This is a genomic window from Bradyrhizobium sp. HKCCYLS20291, from assembly GCF_051167715.1.
Lineage (GTDB): Bacteria > Pseudomonadota > Alphaproteobacteria > Rhizobiales > Xanthobacteraceae > Bradyrhizobium.
In genome coordinates, this window is sequence record NZ_JBNPTO010000009.1 from 207,689 (window position 1) to 228,284 (window position 20,596).

Genomic DNA, 20,596 nt, shown 5'->3' on the forward strand with positions numbered 1-20,596 from the left:
ATGATGGCGTCATGAGGCGGAGGGCTCGCAGGTGAAATCTGTTACCAACTGGTTGACATCGGCACGGTCGCCGCGGCTCGCATCCGCAGTCCTGACGATGGCCGTCACGATGGCGGCGGCCATGCTGCCGCGCGCTGCCGAGGCCAGGTCGTGCTCGCAGCAGGGCGACGAATGCCGGTCCTGGGCGAGGAGCAAGGTTGCGGCGCAATACTACGACCGATACGCCAACCGGTGCAGCGCCGAGACCAACGCCTGCATTGCGCGCTGCAAGACCGGGGTCAAGGTGTTCGTCGACGTCTTCGAAGGTGCGGGCAGCGCCCAGCAATATTCGATCGACGAGTGCCGCTAGCTTAGGCGGGGCGGGAAAGCCGAGATCGGAATTTGGCCTCGTTCGTCTCGACACTGTCTTGGCCGGGCTTGTGCCGGCCATCCACGTCGCTCGGCCTCCTCAAGGCAACGTCGTGGACGCCCGCGCTTCGCCGCGCCGAAGCGGCTTCGATTGCGCAGACGGGCCGAGCCCGGACACGACGGATTGACCCATCGCAGGGTTGCGCGTCGCGGGAGCCTGATATCCTCATCGGCGATCGCCCTGAGACTGGAGAGAGCGATCATGCCAACCATCGTCATCACCGGCGCCAGCGACGGCATCGGCGCAGCCGGCGCGCGGCAGCTGAAGGCGCGCGGCCACGAGGTCGTGCTGGTGGGCCGCAACGAGGCGAAGACCGCGGCGCTCGCACGCGAGCTGAATGCGCCGTTCCACACCGCTGATTACACGCAGCTGTCCGACGTCAAGCGGCTCGCGGCCGCGCTCGGCGAGCATGCTCGGATCGACGTGCTGGTCAACAATGCCGGCGGCATCATGGGTCCGCGCGAGCTCACCGCTGACGGCTTCGAGAAGACCTTCCAGGTCAACCACCTCGCCGCGTTCCTGTTGACCCGCCTGCTGCTGCCGCGCCTGGTCGCGAGCCGCGCCCGGGTGATCCAGACGGCGAGCGCCGCGGCCAACATGTTCGGCAGGACCTTCGATGCCGCCGACCTCAACAATGAGCGCAACTATACGCCGCTCGGCGCCTATGGCCGCAGCAAGCTGGAGAACATCCTGTTCACCCGCGAGCTCGACCGGCGGCACCGCGCCGACGGCATCGCGGCGGTCTCGTTCCATCCGGGCGTGGTGCGCAGCAACTTCGCCAGCGAAACGACCCCGATGATGCGCCTCGTCTATCACTCGCCGCTGAAATATCTGCTGCCCCTCAGCCCGGCGCGCAGCGCCCAGCGCCTCATCTGGCTGGCGGAGGGTGCGCCGGGGACCGATTGGGAGCTCGGCGCCTGCTATGCGGGCCGGCGCCCGATGACCGTCGCCTATCGGGATGATGGAACGGCAGCGCGCCGGCTGTGGGAGCGAAGCGAGGAGCTCGTCAAGCCATGGCTCGCCTGATCGCCGCCTACGGTCGCTGGGTGTCGCAAGCGTCCTGAGCGGCGATGGCCTGCACGAAAGCTGCTGACACGTGCAGACATGGCGCTGCTATCATCCGCAGTGCATGCGGCTCGAAGGCGATCCGAGCGGCCGCCATGACCGCGACGTTAGGTCAGCGAGGTTCCGCGCGTGAAAGTCACTGCCCTGCATCCGCTCACCGTTGCCGCCGCAGTCATCGCGATCGGCCTCGGCGGACTTGGCTACGGCCTATGGTCCATCGTGGACGATTTCGGCGCATGCACGACCGTCGAGGAGCGGTCGATCCCATCGCCCGACGGCCGGACCAGGATCGTGGTGTTCGGCCGCGCCTGCAATGCGACCGTGCCGCTCAATACCCAGCTCAGCGTCAGTCCGGTCGAGGGGCGGTTCTCGCCGGAGACGAGCCCGCCGTTTCTGGTCACGCGCGCGTCGTCCATCACCGTGGCATGGCGGTCGGACACCGAGGTGGAGGTCGATCTTCCCGGCGACGCCGTCGTGTATCGACAGGACAAGCGCGTGGGCGACATCGGCATTTCATATCATTGACCGTGCGACAGCACGGCAACGAAAGGCTGCGCTGCCGGGGATCGCCTGCCCGCGCCCCGCTTCAATGCGTACTGATGGCCTGCAGATGCATCGCGAGCATCATCGAATCATGGTGCGGCTCGGCGGCCTGCGAGGCGTAGGCCGACGTGTAGTCATGGGCGCCGGTGACGTGGGCATCGGCGCCGTTGGCCGCAGCGACGTCGGCCTGCGCATTCGCCAGCACCTGCGCGGCGCCGGCGGCATCGCCGAGCTTGGTCAGGCTGGCGGCGGTTTCGGCGGCAACGGCGGCATTGATCGCGGCGGCCTGCTGCGCGGTCTGCATCGGCGCGGCGACGCCGGCCGCATGCGGGATCTGCGCCAGCAGCGCCTGGGTGTCGGGCGTCGAGATGTTGTAGCCGAGCGCCTCCAGCACGACGAGGTCGATCGGCGACAGCGTCTGCGACGTGGTCGGATTGTAGAACTCGTTCAGCGGATCGTTGGCGCCCTGGATGCCGGTATTGAGGAAGTCGGCCGGATCCGACATCTGGCCATAATCGGCGATCTTGGTGACCCCGCCGTCGAGCGAGAAATAGGCGGCAGGGCCGGAAGCGATGTTGTTGTTGATTAGATTGTGGCCTGGCCGGGTGAAGTCGGACAGATCGAAGATGTCGAGATTGCCGGGCGAAGGCACGCGCCCGAGCGCATGCGACAGCTCGTGCAACGCGACGCCGACCAGCGACTGGGTCGGAATGTCGGTGTTGAAGATGGCGAAGCCGTCCTCCGTCGTGGTGCTGTTCGGATCGATCAGGCCGAGCACCTTGGCCTGGGCGTTGGCGACGAACACCTGGGAGTGGCCCTGGATCCCGGCGGTGGTCGGCAGATTGTCGAACACCGTGTCGCCGGCGGCGGCGTGGGTCTGCAGTTCGTTTCTGACCTGCGTGTAGCTGGCCAGCACGCCGTTGCTGACATTGGCGCCGGCGCCGCCACCGGTGCCGGCGAAATCGATCGCGAGGTTGACCGTGGCCTGGTCGGTGATCGCCGACGACAGGATCGCCGCGGCCTGCTCGATTCCGGCGCGAAAGCTCTCCGGCGCCGCCGCGGCGGCGGCATCGAAGGTGAGATTGAAGGTGAGGCCGCCGGTGTGCACCGACACCGTCTCCGAACCGTCGGCGTTGAACACGGGAGCCGAGACCGCGCCCGGCGGCAGAGCCGCGGCCGCCGGCGTCGCTGCCCCGGCCATTGCGTTCGGGGTCGCCGCCGCTGCCGGATCCAGCGCCTTGAGCGCGTCATTGCTCAATCCGAGCTGGTCATAGGTCAGCGTGTTCATTGTACGGACTCCTCCCGACGTGCTGGGATCGCCAGCTGCGAGCCACTTGCAGGCCCGGACGTTCGTCGGCAAGTGAGTGCAAAGTCTGACGCAGCCGGAACCACTTCTGGGCAATCGCGTCATGGTTTGGAACGACGCCGATTTCGCCGTCGATTGCCGCGCCGCTGGCCCGTTATGCGGCGATTGCGGTGGTCAGTCGCACCGGATCGAGGCAATCTGTCGCAGCGCCCGCCGCAGATCGAACCAACCCCATCACATCGAGAGCCTCCCATGAAGATGCGTCAGCTCGGCCGTTCCGGCCTCGTCGTTCCACCCCTCTGCTTCGGCTGCAACGTGTTCGGCTGGACGGTCGACGAAGCGGCCTCGTTCCGCCTGCTCGACAAGGTGCAGGATGCCGGCCTCGTCTTCCTCGATACCGCGGACGTCTATTCGCGCTGGGTGCCCGGGCACACCGGCGGCGAGTCGGAGAGCATCATCGGCAAATGGATGAAGCTGCGCGGCAACCGTGACAAGATCATCCTCGCCACCAAGGTCGGCATGGACATGGGCGACGGCAAGGTCGGGCTGAAGGCCGACTACATCGCGCGCGCGGTGGAGGACAGCCTGCGCCGGCTGCAGACCGATGTCATCGACCTCTATCAGTCGCACAAGGACGATGAAGCGACACCGCAGGAGGAGACGCTCGCGGCCTATGACAAGCTGATCAAAGCCGGCAAGGTGCGCGTCATCGGCGCCTCGAACTTCTCCGCCGAACGGCTGCAGGCGGCGCTCGACATCGCCAAGGCCAACAACCTGCCGCGCTATGAGAGCCTGCAGCCGGAATACAGCCTGGCCGAACGCGCGTCCTACGAAGGCACGCTACAGCAGGTGTGCGAGCAGAACGAGGTCGGCGTCATCACCTTCTTCTCGCTCGCCGCGGGCTTCCTCACCGGCAAGTATCGCTCGGAGGCCGACTACGGCAAGAGCCCGCGCGGACAGCGCGGCATTCCGAAATACATGAACGAGCGCGGCATGCGCATTCTCGCCGCGCTCGACGCGGTGACGCAGGAGACCGGCGCCCAGCAGGCATCGGTCGCGCTGGCGTGGCTGCTGGCCAAGCCGTCGGTGACCGCGCCGATCGCGAGCGCCACCAAGCCGGAGCATGTCGACTCGCTCGTCGCCGCGACGCAGCTGACGCTAACGAAAGACCAGGTCGCGCGGCTCGACGCCGCCAGCGCGTGAACCTTCGAACGTCGCACGGCTGTCTTGCGACGCGCGTTCGCGCGGCGAACGGTCGCATATGATCGTGAAGGATGCGGCATGCGCGCGCGACAATTTCGGCGCGCGCGCATCGCGCTTCCAGCACAGCTTTGGAGCAGGTTTGGCCGATTTGTAGCTTCTTGTGCATCATCACGCCGATGACAAAATTCGGCCGAGATCGAACTGTTGAGTGCACTGCCAGATTGGAACGGTTCGAAAACTACGTCCGGGGGGGCAGCTGTGGTGCGTGGTCGTGTTAGCGCAATCATTTCGGCGATCGTCGTGGCGGCAGCCACTGCACAAGGTTGCCATGCACAGGCGCAGCAGACGCCGCCGCGTCCGGCGGCCGGCGCAGCTACGATCGGCACGCTGCCAGACCGTGAATCGCTGAACTCCGGAACGGTCACGGTGATCACCGCGCCGATCGGTGGCCCGATGTCGGTGATGGGCTCCGACATGGCCGCGGTGCTCGACGAAGGCGAGAGCCTGCGCGTGCTGCCGATCCTCGGCAAGGGCTCGGCGCAGAACCTCGTCGACATCATCATGTTGAAGAATATCGACATGGGATTCGTCGCGACCGATGCGATGGAATTCGTCAAGACGGAATATAACATTCCCGACATCGCCCAGCGCGTGCGCTACATCGCGCAGCTGTTTCACAACGACGTCCATATCGTCGCGCGGCGCGAGATCCGCTCGCTTCAGGATCTCAACGGCCGCCGCGTGTTCGCAGAGCGATCGATCGGGCTGCCCGCGGCGCGGACGATCTTCCGCAAGCTCGGCATCCAGGCCGAGATCGACTCGCAGACCGATCCGACCGGCGGCCTGCAGAAGCTGATCGACGGCCAGGGCGATGCCTGGATCGCGTCGGTGTCGAAAGACGCGCCGGTCATCAAGGGCATCAAGAACGAAGGTGGCCGGCTGCATCTCTTGTCCGTGCCGTATGACCGCGTGCTGCAGGACGTCTACCTGCCGACGACGTTCTCGTCGGAGGAGTATCCGAACCTGGTGCCGCCCGGCGTCAGGGTCGACGCGGTCGCGGCGCCGACCGTGCTGATGGTCTACAACTGGCCCGAGAACACCGAGCGCTATCGCCGCACCGCGCGGTTCGTCGATGCCTTGTTCGGCAAGATCCAGATCCTGCAGTCGCCGCCGCGGCATCCGAAATGGCGCGACACCGTGCTGTCGGCGCCGGTGCAGGGGCTGATCCGCTTCAAGGCGGCGCAGGACTGGCTCGACGGCGCCGGCCAATCGCCGGCACAGAACGCCAACCCCGCCGAATTCCGCAAGTTTCTCGATGAGCGCAAGGCGCAGGCGCGGATGTCGTCGGGCGAGGCGGCGAAGCTCTACAGCGACTTCCTGAAGTGGCAGCGGAGCAAGGACCAGCGCTGAGGCACATCGCCGCTGCGCGCGACCGCGAAAACATCCGACGTCGCGCTTGAATTGTTGTGCGGCTCTCTTGCTATCTGCTAGGTCTTGCGCATCGCGCTGGGCTGGCTGGGAGAGTGAGTGTCTCTGACACGCGAACGCATCGAGGGACTGGCGCCCGACCAGGCTTCACTCGCCGCGGCGTTGAAGCTGGTGAAGCCCGCGAACTGGCCGGTCCTGGCCGCGAGTCCCGATGCCGAAATGCTGTGGGGCGAATGCCAGGGCTCCGGCGCAACGCCCTATCGCGTCGTCACGGCCGTCGACGGTGGCGGCTACAAATGCACCTGCCCGAGCCGCAAGTTTCCCTGCAAGCACGTGCTCGCCGTGCTTTGGCTGCGCGTCGACAAGCCGGAACGGTTCGAGAGCGCGAGCCCGCCGCAATGGGTCGAGGACTGGAGTGCGCGCCGGCGCGGCAGCAGCGGCCGCCCGCCGGGGAAGCCAAAGGCGGACGCCGATGAGGCCGCCGCGACACCGTCGCTCGATGCGGCGCTGAGCGAAGCCGCCGCCGTGGCGCCCGCCGATCCCAAATCGGCCGCGCGTGCGGAAGCGCAGCGCGAGCGCATCAAGGCCGAGCGCGAGGCGGCGATCCTTGCCGGGCTCGACGAGCTCGAACGCTGGATGAGCGACCAGCTCAACCAGGGCCTCGCCGACTTCGCTACGCGCGCCGCAGCCGCCACGCGCACGCTGTCGACACGCCTCGTCGACGCCAAGGCGGGAGGCCTCGCCGCGCGGCTCGATCAGCTCGGCACCGAGCTGTTTCGCATCAGTGACGAGCGCCGCGCCGATGTCGCCGCCGAGCGGCTCGGTGCGCTGACGCTGATCGCATCCGCCTATCGGCACCAGGACCGCCTTCCGGCGCCACTGCGCGAGGATGTCCGCCGCGCAGTCGGCTGGTCGGTGCGCCGCGAAGAACTGCTCGCCGACGCCAACGCGCCGCGCGCCAGCAGCGTGTGGATCGTCGCCGCCAACCTGTCCGAGGTGCAGCCGGACAAGCTGCGCCGTCTCGAGACCTGGCTCGTCAACACGCGCGACGACGGCAGCCAGCCGCGTGCGGCGGTGCTGATCGATTTCGTGCCGGTCTCCGGCGGCGGCGCCGGATTTCCGTTCGCGCCCGGCGAGGTCATCGCGGGCGAGGTCGTGTTCTATCCGTCGGCCGCGCCGCTGCGTGGGCTGCTGGCGAGCCGCAGGACGGCCGCCGCTGCATCCTGGCCGCGGCCGCTGCCTGGACTTGCGCCGGCGCTGCAGGACTACGCGACGACGCTCGCCGCACTTCCGTGGCTCGATCGCTGGCCGCTGCTGCTTGCCGGCGTCGAGCTGCGCCCTGCCGGGAAGAGCGCGCTCGCGATCACCGACGCCAGCGGCGTTGCTGTCGCGGTCGAACGCAGCCAGGTCGAGCAGATCATGCCGCTGCTCGGTCTGGATCTCTGCCTGCTGTGTCTGTGGGATGGCCGCATTGCCCAGGTGCTGGCCGCCGAGACGCCGCTCGGCCGCTGGCATCACGAGGAGTGAGGATGGCGAGCCCGATCGATCCGCCAACCCACGCCCGGCTGCGCCAGTCGTTCCTTCTCGGCCTCGCGCGACAGCCGCTGGCGGTGCCGCCTGCGCTCGCTGCGCTGTTGCCGCAAGGGCGCGAGCCCGCGTTGCCGCTGCTGGCGCTCGCCGCGCAATGGCAGCGCTTTGCCGGCGCGCCGGCTCCCGTTGCCGATACGGTGCCGGACGCGGCGCGGCGGCTGCATCAGGACGCGCGGCCGATCCTGCCCGAGCCGGCGCGGCGCGCGCTCAAGGCCTTGGCGCGCAGCGTCGAGAAGTCGCTGGCGTCGAACGTCCTGCCGTTGGCGCTGCGCCGGATCCAGGCTGCCGGTTGCCGGCTGCATCCGTTCGATCTGCCGGCCTTCCTGCCGCATGTGAAAGCGAATGCGGAGGACCTCGGCCTCGCCGAGCGCGCCTTCCTCGCACTGGTCGCCGCCGATGCCGATGACGATGCGGCAAAGGGGTTGTTCTTCGAACGGATCACCGCTGAGAACTGGACCACCTTCCCGAAAGCGCAGCGGCGCGCGTTCGTCGCCGGGCTGCGCCGCGACGATCCGGCCGCCGGGCGCGCGCTGATCGAGTCGGTCTGGAAGAGCGAGCCGGCGCCGGTGCGCGCCGCGCTGCTCGATGCGCTCGCGGTCGGCCTCGGTCCCGACGATCAGGCGTTCCTGGAGAGTCTCGGCGCCGATCGCGCCGACAGCGTCAAGCAGATCGCGGCACAGCTGCTTGCGCGGATTGCTGACCGCGGCGCGCACGGCACGCGGCTCACAGAGGCCGCGCAATGCTTCAAGCGCGCCGGGTCGCTGCTCGCCAAGATCGGCCTGGCCGCGGCGACGACGCTCACCTTCAAGCTGTCGAGCGACGGCCTGAACTGGCAGGAGACCGAGGCGCTGCGTGAGCGGCTGTTCGGCGGCCTGCAGCTCGGCGCACTTGCCACCGCCGTTGGCGCGCCGCCTGAGTTGCTGATCGCGGCGCTGCCGCTGTCCGAGCATCGCGTGCTCACGCTGCTGCTGGATGCCGCCGCAGCCGAAGGCGACGACGATGCCGTGCTGCGCATCATCGGCGCGCGCCTCGAGACCACCGAGGCGTTGAGCGGATATACGCTGATGGCTCTCGCAGCGAAGGCGCGGCAGCCGCTCGCGCCGGCCGACGCCGAGCGCGTGATCGCATCGTCGGGCTGGACCAAGGCGGTGCAGGACCTCGCCGAGGCGACGACACCTGCGGCGCAGAAGGATGACGGCCGTCTGGTGCTGATGGCCGCGCTGATGCCGTCAGCGACGATATCAGCCTTCATGGCCTCGCTCGCCGCGCTCCCGCTTTCGACCACGCGGGCGGCGAAGGATTTCACCGATCTCGTTCTCGCGTTGCCGACGTAGCGCGCGACGCAAATGCCCGGAGCATGCCGATGACCACTGCCGGTACCACTGCCGATGCGAGCCCGAAAGACGCCCAGCTGCGCCGCTCCGCCGAGGCGCTCCACGCCCACGAGCTCGATGCCCTGGCGCAGGAGGATACGCGGGCGCGCCCGGCGCAATGGCGGCTCTCGCCGCAGGCGGTCGTGACCTACCTGATGGGCGGCCGCACCAAGTCCGGCGTCGAGATCTCGCCGAAATATATCGGCAACCGCCGGCTGATCGAAACCGCGGTGGCGACGCTCGCCACCGACCGCGCGCTGCTCATCCTCGGCGTGCCCGGCACCGCCAAGTCGTGGGTGTCGGAGCATCTCGCCGCGGCGATCTCCGGCTCGTCGGAGATGATCGTGCAATGCACGGCCGGCACCGACGAGAACCAGATCCGCTATGGCTGGAACTACGCGCTGCTGCTGGCGAAGGGCCCGTCGCGCGAGGCGATGGTGGCGACGCCGCTGATGCGGGCGATGGAGGCCGGCCGCATCGTGCGCTTCGAGGAGCTGACCCGCATGCCCTCGGACGTGCAGGACACGCTGATCACCGTGCTGTCGGAAAAGCTGATGCCGATCCCGGAGATCAACGATTCCATTCACGCCACGCGCGGCTTCAACATGATCGCGACAGCGAACGCGCGCGACAAGGGCGTCAACGAATTGTCATCGGCCTTGAAACGCCGCTTCAACGTTGTGGTGCTGCCGCTGCCGGCCGATCTCGATGAAGAGGTGAAGATCGTCACCAAGCGCGTCGGCGAGATCGGCGGCGGCCTCGAATTGCCGACAATCGCGCCGGCCGACCAGGAGATCATGCGCATCGTCACGGTTTTTCGCGAGCTACGTGACGGCCAGACGCTCGACGGCCGCTTGAAGCTGAAATCGCCGTCCGGCTCGCTGTCGACGGCGGAGGCGATCGCGGTGACAATCGGCGCCTGGGCGGAGGCCGGCCATTTCGGCTCGGGCGTGATCGATGCGCAGAGCATGGCGGCCAACCTGGTCGGCGCGATCGTCAAGGATCCGGTGCAGGACAAGGTCGTGCTGCAGGAATATCTCGAGACCGTGGTGCGCGAGCGCAAGCCCTGGGCCGATCTCTACGGCGCCATCCGCGACGTGATGTGACATGGCCGCGGCAACGCCCGATCGCCTGCATCTGCTGGGTATCCGGCATCACGGCCCGGGCTCGGCGCGCGCGGTGCTGTCAGCGCTGGACGCCGCCGATCCCGCGGTGGTGCTGATCGAAGGCCCGCCCGATGCCGATGAGCTGATGGCGTTCGCCGCCTCTCCGGCGATGGTGCCGCCGATCGCGCTGCTGGTGCACGCGCAGGACGACCCGGCCAACGCCAGCTTTTTCCCGTTTGCGGCGTTCTCCCCGGAATGGCAGGCGATCCGCTGGGCGCTCAGGAAGCAGCGGCCCGTCCGCTTCATCGATCTGCCCGCGTCGCATCGCCTCGCCGAACGGGCGAAGCCAAAGCAGGCCGAGCACGGCGACAGCGAAGCGGCGCCGGAGAATGCCGGCGCACTAGCGCAGGCCGAGCCCGAGATCATCAATCCCGAATTGGCGAAGATCCGGCGCGATCCGCTCGCCTATCTGTCCACGCTCGCCGGCTATGACGACAGCGAAGCCTGGTGGAATGCAATCGTCGAGCAGGGCACGCATGGACCGGAAATCTTCGCGGCGCTGGAAGCCGCCATCGGCGCGCTGCGCGAGACGATCGATCCCCTGCCCTATCAGCCTGCGGACGAAGCGCAGCGGGAACTGCGCCGCGAGGCGCATATGCGGCTCGCCATCGCAGCCGCGCTCGCCGAGCAGGGCGGCCCTGTCGCCGTCGTCTGCGGCGCGTGGCACGTGCCGGCGCTGCGCCGGAAGGTGCCGCTGAAGGATGACCGCGCGCTGCTAAAGGGGCTGCCGCAGATCAAGGTGACCGCGACCTGGGTGCCCTGGACCGAGACGCGTCTCGCGGCCGGCTCGGGTTACGGGGCCGGCGTGATCTCGCCCGGCTGGTATGCGCATCTCTGGCAGGGCCAGCACGATGAGGCTGCCGCGCTCGACGCCACCGGCTTCACGACACGCTGGCAGGCGCTGGTCGCGGATCTGTTGCGGCGAAACGGCCGGCCGGCGTCGACGGCCTCCGTCATCGAAGCGTCGCGGCTGGCGATCACGCTCGCCGCCTTGCGCGACGTGGCGCTGCCGGGGTTGGCCGAGATGCGCGAGGCGAGCCTGGCCACGCTCTGCGAGGGCGAGATCGCACCGTTCCGGCTGATCGAGCAGCAGCTGATCATCGGCCAACGCGTCGGCGAGATCGACGACAGCGTGCCGCAGATGCCGCTCGCCGCCGACCTCGCGCGCTGGCAGCGCAAGCTGAAGCTCAAGCCCGAGGCGCTCGACAGCGACATCGCGCTCGACCTGCGCAGCGAGGCAGGCCTTGCCAAGTCGCAACTGCTGCATCGTCTCGCGCTGATCCAGGTGCCGTGGGGACGGCTGCAGGGCTCGGGACAGAGCCGCGGCACCTTCCGCGAGAACTGGCGGCTGCGCTGGGAGCCGGAGTTCTCGGTGCGTCTCGTCGAGGCGCTGGTGCATGGCACCACGGTCGCGCAGGCCGCCGGCAATGCCGCGGTCATCAACGCGCAGACCGCGACGTCGCTGAACACGGTCGCCGCCATCGTGCGCGGCTGTCTCGAAGCCGGCCTGACGCAGGCGGCCGAGACGACGATCGCACTGCTGCAGCAGCGCTCGGCCGCGACCAGCGACGTTGCCGATCTCACCGAGGCCGTGCCGCCGCTGGCCGAGATCCTGCGCTACGGCACCGCGCGCGAGCTGCCGACCGAGGCGCTGCGCCTGCTGGTGATCAGCCTCGTCGAGGCGATCTGCGCGGGCCTGGTCTACGCCTGCCGCAATTTGCAGGCCGACGTCGCGGCCGAGCTGCGCGGCAGACTGGCTCGGCTCGACGTTGCGATAGGACTGATCGAGGACAGCGGCCTGCGCGACGGCTGGCGCCGTGCGCTCGCCTCGCTCGCCACCGATGCTTCGGCGCACCCGCTGCTGAAGGGACTGGCGAGCCGCGCGCTGTACGATCAGGGCAACGTGCCGCCCGAGCAGACCGCATTGGTGCTGTCGCGGGCGCTGTCACACAGCGTGCCGACGCTCGAGGCCGGCGACTGGCTCGACGGCTTCCTCGGCCAGAGCGGCCAGGTCCTGCTGCACGACCACGCGCTGCGCCGGATCATTGACGGCTGGCTGGCCGCGATCGACGGCGAGGCGTTCAACAATCTGCTGCCGGTGCTGCGCCGCGCCTTTGCGAGCTTCGACCGCAGCGAGCGGCGGCGCCTGCTCGACGAGTTGGCCCGACAGCGGCCGCTCGTGATGTCGACGACCGCCGACGCCACGCCGTTGCAGCCGCTAGCGCCGCTGCCGGCCGGCGCTGCCGGCTTCGATGCCGCCCTGCCGCTGCTGCTGACCATCCTGGGCGTCGACCGGCCGATGAAGGACGCCACCCCATGAGCGACGATGCTGATGCCGAACGCAATCGCCGCTGGCGCCTCGTGCTCGGTGGCGACGACCAGGCCGGTCTCTCCGATCGCGACCGCCGGCTCGATGCAGCGCTCGCCGGGCTCTATGACGCCGGCGGCGGCAGCAAGCGCGGCGGCGGACGGCGCGGCGGTCTCGGCGGCTCGGCACCGCGAGTGGCAAGCTGGCTCGGCGACATCAGGGAGTTCTTCCCCGCGCCCGTCGTGCAGGTGATCCAGAAGGATGCGTTCGAGCGGCTCGGCCTCAAGGAGATGCTGCTGCAGCCGGAGTTTCTCGCCGCCCTTGAGGCCGACGTGCATCTCGTCGCCGACCTGATGGCGCTGCGCTCGGTGATGCCGGAGAAGACCAAGGCGACGGCGCGCGAGGTGGTGGCGAAGGTGGTGAAGGAGCTGATGGAGAAGCTCGACGCCAGCACCACCGAGACGATCCGCGGCGCGGTCGACCGCCGCCGTCGGACACGGCGCCCGCGTCCCGGCGACATCGACTGGCCGCGCACCATCGGTAAGAATCTGCGCCATTGGCAGGCCGAGCATCGCACCATCGTGCCGGAGACCCTGATCGGTCACGCCCGCGCGGCGCGGCGAACCAATCTCGAGGAGGTCATCCTCTGCGTCGACCAGTCGGGCTCGATGGGCACCTCCGTCGTGTACTCCTCGATCTTCGCCGCCGTGCTGGCCTCGATCCCGGCGATCGCGATGAAGCTCGTGGTGTTCGACACCAACATCATCGATCTCACCGAGGAGCTCGCCGATCCGGTCGAGGTGCTGTTCTCGGTCCAGCTCGGCGGCGGCACCGACATCAACCAGGCGCTGGCCTATTGCGAGCGCCTGGTACGCGAGCCTTCACGCACGCACATGGTGCTGATCAGCGATCTCATCGAGGGCGGCATCGCCGAGCAGATGCTGGCGCGCGCCAAGGCGCTGGTGTCATCCGGCGTCAACCTGATCGTGCTGCTGGCGCTCAACGACGACGGCCGTCCGGCCTATGACGCCAAGCATGCCGCGATCCTCGCCTCGCTCGGCTGCCCGGTGTTCGCCTGCACGCCGCACCAGTTTCCGGAACTGATGGCGACCGCGCTGAAGCGCCAGGACATCTGGTCCTGGGTGGCCGCGCAGGACATCAAGCTGGTGCGGCCCGAGGACGGCGGCGATTAGTTCGACGTGCCGGGCACTGACGGGAACCAGGCGAGCGGGACAGCATGGCGCATGTGATCCATTTCACGACGGACCGTTTCGATCCTGCCACCGAGCCACCCAATCCGATCAACCCGATTCCGGGACATTCCGTCCTGGCGTGGCTGTGCTGCGAACTCCAGGCGTTGGGCTACGACACGACCGACACCGGCGCTGAAGACTGGGGCTGGTATGCCTACACGAAGAGCGGACCGATGTCCTACATGCTGGGCGCCAGCGGAGAACCGGAATCGGGCAAGCATTTTCACTGGATCATCGCGATCACCGGACGTCGCAGCTTGCGCGACCGACTCTTCGGCCGCAATAAGATGTTGGCCGACGACGAGCTGTCCGCCACCGTCGAGCGGCTGCTCCGCGCGCAGGACGACTTTCGGATCGAGGCCATCGAGAAGGAAGCGTGAGGCACGGGGACATCAACGGCTTCGACAGCGCGAAGCGGACGATAAAGCGCCATCTGCCGACATGCGTCCTGCACCTCGGGTAGGAGCAACCGATCGTGTTTCCGCCGCCAACGGCTTGAGCAGTTGACGCGGCGTCGCTATTCTGGAGATCGAGTGGCAAGGCGCGAAGATGAGCAACAAGGCCAAAACGCGGACCGAACAGGCGCGTGCTCTGCCCCCTCAGGACCGCATCGCACTGGTCGAGGATGTACTCGATAGCCTTGATCGCGCCGACCCGGAGATTGAGCAGCTCTGGGCACATGAGGCGAGCGATCGATTGGCGGCTTACCGGCGCGGCGAGCTCGCAGCCAGAGATCTGAGCGACATCATCGCCAAGTACCGGCCGTGACAGTCCGGTTTCTCGAGATTGCCGAGATCGAACTCGATCAGGCGATCCACTTGTACAGAGCGCAGGCACCTGGGCTGGACAACGCATTGCCGACCGGACTATTGGCGGGATCGGCTGAAACGGTAATCTGCCGGCCCGCGCGCCACATCTCTGCAAGGCCTGGGCTCGACTCGCAGCAGAATGGCGCAAGGGCGCTCGGACATGGGAAGCGCAAGACATCAACGGTATGGCAGCGCGAAGCAGCGATGAAGCGTCTCGTTCTAACTTCCATCCTGCAACTCGGTCGTTACGCGGTACTGCCGCTGGTTGCCGTGGCGGGCGGATTGCTGTTCGTCTGGCTGATGTTGCTGGACGATTATACGCGGGCCGCCTTGATCGCAGCGCCCGTCATGTTCTGCGTGGTGGCGGCTGCCGTGGCGCTGGCGCTCGGGATTCTGTTCGTGCCGGCGCAACGCGAGCAAAGCAATGCCCTGGACGAGGCTTCCGCGGCTGCCCTCTGGCGAAACTGGCAGGAGCTCGACTCGTCGTTCGTCAAGCGCAGGCGTACGCTGCGGATCGATGCGGAGTTCAACGCGTCGATCAGCGAGGCGCGCGGCTTTGCCGGGCTTTTCGGGCGGCACGTCACGATGACCGTCGGCCTGCCGCTGCTGATGGTCCTCGACGACCGGGCGATCCGTGCCACCATCGCCCACGAGGTCGCCCATGCCGAACTGCGGCACACCAGCGGGGCGGCCAATCTGTTCGACTTCCTCGGCGCCTGCGAGAACGTTCTCCACTACGCGGATCCGGACCGCACCGTTACCGGCCGCATCGCGGCGCTCCTGCTGCGCGGCGTCCTGGAATGGGTCGGCCAGGAATTCCGCGTTCTCTCACGTTTGAACGAATTGGCCGCCGACCGGCGCGCGGCCGAGTTGATGGGGCGATCCGAGATGGCACGGTCGCTGGTTCTGATTGCCGGGGGTACACGGCGACTGCGCGATCTGGTGTTCTCTCCGCTGCAGACCGAGATGCTCGGCGCGATCAGCCTGCCAGCCTCCCCTCTGCAACGGATATCGGTGCGGCTCGCCGAGGTTCGCGACCATGATGAGCTTGGCGCCGCAGCCGCCAGGATCATGGCGGAGGAGCTGCAGGACGCCGATACGACTCACCCGCCGCTCGTAGCCAGTCTCGCCAATCTCGGCTATGCGACCATCCCCGCCGTCGATCCGATCGGCGCTCCGGCCATCAGCCAGATGCTCTCGCCAGACGCGGTACGGGACTTGGCAGCGAAACTCGATACAGAATGGCGCAAGACGGCCGAAAGGTGGCTTCGGGTCGGCGGATGACGTTGGGGCGCCCCGCTGGGGGCGGGCCCCAGTGGAACCCGGCGCGAGCCTGTGCTATAAGGCCCTCGTGCACGATCTCCGAAACCCTTCGGTACAGCGCGCGCTGCTCAAGGTCGACATCCAGGCCGACGAGCCGGACTGGACAGCCGCGCGACAGGATTTATGGCGGCGCATCGCCGCGCATGATTTCGAGCCCGACACGCCGTTCAACTTCACCCAGCGGCTGGCCCGCGACCATGGCTGGAGCCTCGATGAGGCCCGGGCCGCGATCGAGGCCTATCGCCGCTTCTGCTTCCTGGCGATGGTGTCACCGACGCCGGTGACGCCGAGCGAGGTGGTCGACGAGGTCTGGCACCAGCACCTGATCTACTCACGCGACTATTGGACGATCTGGTGCGGCGAACGGCTGCAGGCCGCGCTGCATCACGATCCGACGCCTGGCGGTCCGGAGGCGCAGAAGACCTACCGCCGCCAATATGCCGAGACGCTGGCGCTGCACGAACGCTTCTTCGGGCCGCCCAGCCCCGATCTGTGGCCTGCGACACACATCCGTTTCGCCGGGCCGCGCTATCACGTCACCGACCGCAATCACTGGCTCATCCTGCCACGGCCGCGCGCATGGCTGCGGCGGCTTTTCAGGAGATGACTATGGCGCTCAATCCGTTCGACTGGACGGCCGGCCCATTCCTGCTGTTCTATGTCGCCTGCGCAGGCGTCCTGTTCTTCATCGCCTTCCAGGCGCGTCACATGATCGGTCCAGCCGCAACCACGATCCATCCATTGACCGAGCTGGACCTGGCCTATCTAGCCGGCGGACCGCACCGCCTCGGCGATGTCGTGCTGCTCGGCCTGGCGGCTCAAAAGGCCGCGACGCTGACGCCGCGCGATCACAAGATCACGGTGTCCGACAAGGCACCGCTCGCCGCGTTGATCGACCGGCCACCACAGATCAAGTTCGGCGCGGAGATGTCGCGGCATGAATTCCAGCGCGCCTTGGTGCCGCTCACGATGCGCGTCGAAGACCGGCTGCGGGCGATCGGCTACGCTCCGACAGGGCCGCAGATGACGGCGTTCCGCAGCTCGCTGTTGCCCTTCGTCGGCGCACTCCTGCTGTTTGGCGTCATCAAGGTCGTCGTTGGCGCTGCGCGGCATCACTCGGTGGAATTCCTGCTCATTCTGCTCGCGGCAACTTGCTTCGTCGCCTACATCTCAACCAGAACGCCGACGCGGACACGTGCGGGCAGCGACGCACTCCGGCACTACGAAACATCTCACGCGCGCATCGCCCGCGCGCCGCGTGAGCACGAGTTGCTGATGGCGGTCGCGCTGTCCGGCGCGATGGTGCTGTCCGGCACAGCCTATGCCTCCGTGCTGGCGGCCTCGAAGACGTCGAGTAGCGGCAGCGGCTGCAGCGGTGGGGGATGCGGGGGTGGTGGCGGCGGCTGCGGCGGTTGCAGCTGACAGTCAGTTGCTCTCAGCCGTCATCGATAGCGAAGCCTTTCCTCGGACTGCGCGACGCGGCATCATGGCCGCCATGAGCGACGCAGCACAACTCGTACGGCGCGGCATCGGCCATTCGACCAATCTGGTGGGGCGCCCGTCGGAGTGGCTGGCGAGTTGCGCGTTCAACGAGACGAGCGTGCCGCTGCACATCTGGGGCGTCACCGAGATGAACCCCAGCCTGTTCACGATGCTCGACCAGGCCGAGCATCTCGGTGAAGCCGGACAGGCGTTCTCGACCTACATGATGGCGATGTTCGGCCTCGATCCCGAACAGCGCGCGGCGCCAGCTCGCGGCGAGCGTCGGTTTCGCGCGTCGTTCCTGCGCCTGATCCAGGGCTGGGGGTTCGACAGCAACGGGCCGGAAGGCGCGGTGCTGAAAGGCTGGGTCGAGAGCCGGTTCGGCTTCGGCCCCTCCTACCACAAGGAGATCATCGAACGCGTGGCGAGCCGGGCCTGGACGACCTATGTCGAAGAGAAGATGTCGAGCCGCTTCCACACCAACGCGATCTGGGTGCAGCTCGACCTGTTGTTCGAATTCTGCCAATGGGCGATCCGCCGGTTTGCCTTTCCGGGCGAGACGCACCTGACGCTCCATCGCGGCATCAATTCCTTTGACGAGCATTGGATCCTGGAGCGGACCACACGGCGTGAGGCGGTGATCCGGCTCAACAACCTCGTCTCGTTCTCGTCCGACCGCGACGCCGCCGGCTGCTTCGGTGACATGATCCTCACGGCGCGCATTCCCGTCAGCAAGATCGTGTTCTTCAACGACCTGCTGTCGTCGCACGCGCTCAAGGGCGAGGGCGAATACCTCGTGATCGGCGGCGATTATCGCGTGAGCGTCAACTATGTGTAGGCAGACGTTCACGTGTAGGCAGACATCCGCATGAGCCCGCGCGATGTCGCGGAGCGCGCGCGCCGCCTATCGTAATCTTCTGCAAATCTTTCCGGCCCCGTGATATCTCAGGAGCAGGGCGAGGTTCTGAGGTCTGGGGGACGAGTTGTTCTGGCGCGACGTTTTCTTGACAGCGCTGATTGGGCTGATGGCGTTGAGCTTTCTGCCTGCGATCCGCAAGGCCCTGCGCAAGCCGGTGAAAGGCGATCCGGACCGACCCTATCGGATCTACACGCGGGACTTCGACGTGGAGATCGACGCACACGAGGTGGACTCGTTCCTCGCGGGCCTGTCAGAGACCGAGAAGCGCTGGGCCGAGCGCTTTCCGCCGACCGACCCTGCACCGCTGGTCGCGCTTGATCGGGAGCTCACCGCAAAGCGAGCATTGGGCAAGCCGGTCCGAACCGATGCCGACAACACCGTTGTCGCCCTGCTGATCGACCATTCCGGTTCGATGCGCGGACAGCCGATGTTGTCGGCGGCCAAGGCCGCGTTGGCCGCCTCCGACCTGTTGCACTCCTTCGGTGCAACGCATGAAGTGCTCGGGTTCACGACCGCACGCTGGAAAGGCGGCCTGAGTCGGCAGCAATGGCTCAGCGATGGCAGGCCCGCTTATCCGGGACGGCTGAACGACCTGCTGCACATCGTCTACTGCAGCGGCGGCAAGACGTTGAGCGCGCAGGATAGCGCCGTGATGCTGCGACCAGGGCTGATCAAGGAGAATATCGACGGCGAAGCGCTGGCATGGGCTGCGGCGCGGTTGCGCCGCTGCAAGGAGCAGCGAAAGATCCTGATCGTGCTGTCCGACGGCGTCCCGGTCGACGACTCCACGCTGCTCGAGAACGGCGACGACTATCTCAGCCGTCACTTGCGCACCATCGCCGGCGAGATCGAGCAGGCCGGCGACATCCGGCTGCTGGCGATCGGTATCGGCCACGCAACCGCGCCGTTCTACCAGCAGGGCATCACGATCAGTTCGCCGGACGAATTGGAGAGCACCCTGCTGCAGCTGATCGAGCAGCTGCTGGACAGGCCTTGCCGATGGCCGCGCGCCGAGACGAGCGCGGGTCATGCGCCACGGGAGCTCTCAACCGTTCTGCGCCAGCACCTCGCGCAACGCGTCGGTCAACCGCGACAGCTCGGCTTTGGAGCCGATCGTGATGCGCAGATAATCCTTGATCCGCGGCGCGGTGAAATGGCGGACGAGCACGGCGCGCTCGCGCAAGGCGCTCGCCAGCGTCTGGCCCGACCGGTCCGGATGCCGGGCGAAGACGAAGTTCGCGCTCGAGGGCAGCACATCGAAGCCGAGCCGCACCAGCGCCGCCGTGAGCTCGGCGCGGTTCTCCATGATGGCCGCGCGCGCCTCTTGGAAATGCGCGTCGTCCTCGATCGAGGCGATCGCGCCCGCCTGCGCCGGACGGCCGAGCGGATAGGAGTTGAAGCTGTCCTTGACCCGAGTCAGCCCCTCGATCAGCCCGGCATCGCCGATCGCATAGCCCACGCGCAGCCCGGCCAGGGCGCGCGACTTCGACATGGTGTGCACCACCAGCAGATTGGGATGCTCGGCGACCAGGGGGATCGCCGTCTCGGCGCCGAAATCGACATAGGCCTCGTCGATCACGACGGCCGCGTCGCTGCGCGCCGACACCAGCCGCGCGATCTCCGCAAACGGCAGCGCGATGCCCGTCGGCGCGTTCGGATTGGCGATGATCACCGGCCCCTTGCGATCGAGATAGTCGTCGACGTGCACGCGCATCTCCGCATCGAGCGGAATGGTGGTGAAGTCGATGCCGAGCAGCCGGCAATAGACCGGATAGAAGCTGTAGGTGACGTCCGGAAACAGCAGCGGCGCCGGCTGCTTGAGCAGCGCGGCGAACGCATGCGCCAGCACCTCGTCGGAGCCGTTGCCGACGAACACCTGCTCGGGCGCAACCTTGTGATGGGCGGCCAGCACCTCGCGCAGGCGCGTCGCCTGCGGATCGGGATAGAGCCGCAGCGTCTCGCCAGCAGCCGCCTGGATCGCGGCGATGGCCTTCGGCGACGGCCCGAATGGGCTCTCATTGGTGTTGAGCTTGACGAGGCCCGGAATCTGCGGCTGCTCGCCGGGCACATAGGGCGACAGCCCATGCGTCAACTCTGACCAGAACCGGCTCAAGATCATCTCCCTGCAGACAAGCAACGCGCCCGCCGGACATCGAGCGGATGCGGTGAAGGCGCAAATTCATCGTGCGACGTTGTAGCGGAAAATGGCGCGCCCGGAACGATTCGAACGTCCGACCCTCAGATTCGTAGTCTGATGCTCTATCCAGCTGAGCTACGGGCGCGTCTTTCGCGTGGCGGGATACAAGCCGTGGCCGGATCCCGGAAGGCTCGAGCGGCAATGCCGGCGGGCCTCGCGAAGGGCCTCTGACTAACGGCTCGAAGGCCGCTTGGCAAGGCTGGAGCGGGACATTTTGCGACC

At 67.5% G+C, this 20,596-nt stretch carries 18 protein-coding genes, 1 tRNA gene and 1 pseudogene; 17 read left to right on the top strand and 3 right to left on the bottom strand.

Translation table 11 applies throughout. The features are described 5' to 3' along the window. The first annotated feature begins 31 nt into the window (after positions 1 to 31). The 3 genes from ACQR07_RS21335 (at position 32) to ACQR07_RS21345 (ending at position 1,999) form a co-directional block, all read left to right on the top strand. A complete protein-coding gene (locus tag ACQR07_RS21335) occupies positions 32 to 349 on the top strand; it encodes a hypothetical protein (RefSeq protein WP_434904134.1) in 318 nt (105 codons plus the stop codon). A 261-nt stretch (positions 350 to 610) separates the two neighbouring features. After that, complete coding sequence (locus ACQR07_RS21340; RefSeq protein WP_434904135.1) at positions 611 to 1,435, top strand: SDR family NAD(P)-dependent oxidoreductase; 825 nt, start codon at positions 611 to 613, stop codon at positions 1,433 to 1,435. 168 nt (positions 1,436 to 1,603) lie between these two features. Beyond that, positions 1,604 to 1,999, top strand: coding sequence for a hypothetical protein (locus tag ACQR07_RS21345; RefSeq protein ID WP_434904136.1), 396 nt, complete (start codon positions 1,604 to 1,606; stop codon positions 1,997 to 1,999). A 61-nt stretch (positions 2,000 to 2,060) separates the two neighbouring features. Here the strand turns inward: ACQR07_RS21345 and ACQR07_RS21350 are convergent, their stop codons facing one another. Beyond that, on the bottom strand, positions 2,061 to 3,305 hold the full coding sequence (locus ACQR07_RS21350) for an NF038122 family metalloprotease (RefSeq protein ID WP_434904137.1): 1,245 nt from the start codon (positions 3,303 to 3,305) through the stop codon (positions 2,061 to 2,063). Between the two features lie 270 nt (positions 3,306 to 3,575). On the opposite strand from ACQR07_RS21350, the gene ACQR07_RS21355 reads away from it, so the two are divergent. The 14 genes and pseudogenes from ACQR07_RS21355 to ACQR07_RS21420 all read left to right on the top strand — a co-directional run. After that, entirely contained in the window at positions 3,576 to 4,526 is a 951-nt protein-coding gene (locus ACQR07_RS21355) for an aldo/keto reductase (protein WP_434904138.1), read from the top strand. Between the two features lie 294 nt (positions 4,527 to 4,820). Then, positions 4,821 to 5,936 (top strand): TAXI family TRAP transporter solute-binding subunit, encoded by a 1,116-nt coding sequence (locus ACQR07_RS21360; RefSeq protein WP_434904191.1) that lies wholly within the window; start codon positions 4,821 to 4,823, stop codon positions 5,934 to 5,936. A gap of 117 nt (positions 5,937 to 6,053) precedes the next feature. Further along, on the top strand, positions 6,054 to 7,481 hold the full coding sequence (locus tag ACQR07_RS21365; protein ID WP_434904139.1) for an SWIM zinc finger family protein: 1,428 nt from the start codon (positions 6,054 to 6,056) through the stop codon (positions 7,479 to 7,481). A 2-nt stretch (positions 7,482 to 7,483) separates the two neighbouring features. Further along, complete coding sequence (locus tag ACQR07_RS21370) at positions 7,484 to 8,878, top strand: DUF5691 domain-containing protein (protein WP_434904140.1); 1,395 nt, start codon at positions 7,484 to 7,486, stop codon at positions 8,876 to 8,878. Positions 8,879 to 8,907: 29 nt separating this feature from the next. After that, positions 8,908 to 10,023, top strand: a complete 1,116-nt coding sequence (locus ACQR07_RS21375) for an ATP-binding protein (RefSeq protein WP_434904141.1) — start codon at positions 8,908 to 8,910, stop codon at positions 10,021 to 10,023. A gap of 1 nt (position 10,024) precedes the next feature. Then, positions 10,025 to 12,403: a DUF5682 family protein gene (locus ACQR07_RS21380; protein ID WP_434904142.1), complete on the top strand. Its 2,379-nt coding sequence runs from the start codon at positions 10,025 to 10,027 to the stop codon at positions 12,401 to 12,403. Further along, positions 12,400 to 13,584 (top strand): vWA domain-containing protein, encoded by a 1,185-nt coding sequence (locus tag ACQR07_RS21385; protein ID WP_434904143.1) that lies wholly within the window; start codon positions 12,400 to 12,402, stop codon positions 13,582 to 13,584. The genes ACQR07_RS21380 and ACQR07_RS21385 overlap by 4 nt, the downstream gene beginning before the upstream one ends. Before the next feature lie 44 nt (positions 13,585 to 13,628). Next, entirely contained in the window at positions 13,629 to 14,024 is a 396-nt protein-coding gene (locus ACQR07_RS21390; RefSeq protein ID WP_434904144.1) for a hypothetical protein, read from the top strand. A gap of 169 nt (positions 14,025 to 14,193) precedes the next feature. Then, on the top strand, positions 14,194 to 14,412 hold the full coding sequence (locus tag ACQR07_RS21395; RefSeq protein ID WP_434904145.1) for an addiction module protein: 219 nt from the start codon (positions 14,194 to 14,196) through the stop codon (positions 14,410 to 14,412). Further along, positions 14,409 to 15,737 carry a M48 family metallopeptidase gene (locus tag ACQR07_RS21400; protein WP_434904146.1) on the top strand — a complete coding sequence of 443 codons (1,329 nt, stop codon included), beginning with the start codon at positions 14,409 to 14,411 and terminating at the stop codon, positions 15,735 to 15,737. The genes ACQR07_RS21395 and ACQR07_RS21400 overlap by 4 nt, the downstream gene beginning before the upstream one ends. Positions 15,738 to 15,804: 67 nt before the next feature. Next, complete coding sequence (locus tag ACQR07_RS21405) at positions 15,805 to 16,383, top strand: glycine-rich domain-containing protein (RefSeq protein ID WP_434904147.1); 579 nt, start codon at positions 15,805 to 15,807, stop codon at positions 16,381 to 16,383. A 2-nt stretch (positions 16,384 to 16,385) separates the two neighbouring features. Next, positions 16,386 to 17,198: a TIGR04222 domain-containing membrane protein gene (locus tag ACQR07_RS21410; RefSeq protein ID WP_434904148.1), complete on the top strand. Its 813-nt coding sequence runs from the start codon at positions 16,386 to 16,388 to the stop codon at positions 17,196 to 17,198. A gap of 73 nt (positions 17,199 to 17,271) precedes the next feature. Continuing rightward, positions 17,272 to 18,096, top strand: coding sequence for an NAD(+)--dinitrogen-reductase ADP-D-ribosyltransferase (locus ACQR07_RS21415; protein ID WP_434904149.1), 825 nt, complete (start codon positions 17,272 to 17,274; stop codon positions 18,094 to 18,096). A 508-nt stretch (positions 18,097 to 18,604) separates the two neighbouring features. Next, positions 18,605 to 19,087, top strand: a pseudogene (locus ACQR07_RS21420) (cobaltochelatase CobT-related protein); the annotation flags it as partial. A gap of 135 nt (positions 19,088 to 19,222) precedes the next feature. Here ACQR07_RS21420 and hisC read toward each other — a convergent pair. Beyond that, entirely contained in the window at positions 19,223 to 20,290 is a 1,068-nt protein-coding gene (hisC, locus tag ACQR07_RS21425) for a histidinol-phosphate transaminase (protein WP_434904150.1), read from the bottom strand. Between the two features lie 92 nt (positions 20,291 to 20,382). Further along, positions 20,383 to 20,459, bottom strand: a tRNA-Arg gene (locus ACQR07_RS21430). Between the last annotated feature and the right edge of the window lie 137 nt (positions 20,460 to 20,596).

What these genes read in the sequence shown, in the direction of transcription:
- ACQR07_RS21340 (WP_434904135.1), top strand. Translation starts at nt 611, where the DNA reads ATGCCAACCATCGTCATCACCGGCGCCAGCGACGGCATCGGCGCAGCC.
- ACQR07_RS21350 (WP_434904137.1), bottom strand. Translation starts at nt 3,305, where the DNA reads ATGAACACGCTGACCTATGACCAGCTCGGATTGAGCAATGACGCGCTC.
- ACQR07_RS21355 (WP_434904138.1), top strand. Translation starts at nt 3,576, where the DNA reads ATGAAGATGCGTCAGCTCGGCCGTTCCGGCCTCGTCGTTCCACCCCTC.
- ACQR07_RS21370 (WP_434904140.1), top strand. Translation starts at nt 7,484, where the DNA reads ATGGCGAGCCCGATCGATCCGCCAACCCACGCCCGGCTGCGCCAGTCG.
- ACQR07_RS21375 (WP_434904141.1), top strand. Translation starts at nt 8,908, where the DNA reads ATGACCACTGCCGGTACCACTGCCGATGCGAGCCCGAAAGACGCCCAG.
- ACQR07_RS21380 (WP_434904142.1), top strand. Translation starts at nt 10,025, where the DNA reads ATGGCCGCGGCAACGCCCGATCGCCTGCATCTGCTGGGTATCCGGCAT.
- ACQR07_RS21385 (WP_434904143.1), top strand. Translation starts at nt 12,400, where the DNA reads ATGAGCGACGATGCTGATGCCGAACGCAATCGCCGCTGGCGCCTCGTG.
- ACQR07_RS21390 (WP_434904144.1), top strand. Translation starts at nt 13,629, where the DNA reads ATGGCGCATGTGATCCATTTCACGACGGACCGTTTCGATCCTGCCACC.
- ACQR07_RS21395 (WP_434904145.1), top strand. Translation starts at nt 14,194, where the DNA reads ATGAGCAACAAGGCCAAAACGCGGACCGAACAGGCGCGTGCTCTGCCC.
- ACQR07_RS21410 (WP_434904148.1), top strand. Translation starts at nt 16,386, where the DNA reads ATGGCGCTCAATCCGTTCGACTGGACGGCCGGCCCATTCCTGCTGTTC.
- ACQR07_RS21415 (WP_434904149.1), top strand. Translation starts at nt 17,272, where the DNA reads ATGAGCGACGCAGCACAACTCGTACGGCGCGGCATCGGCCATTCGACC.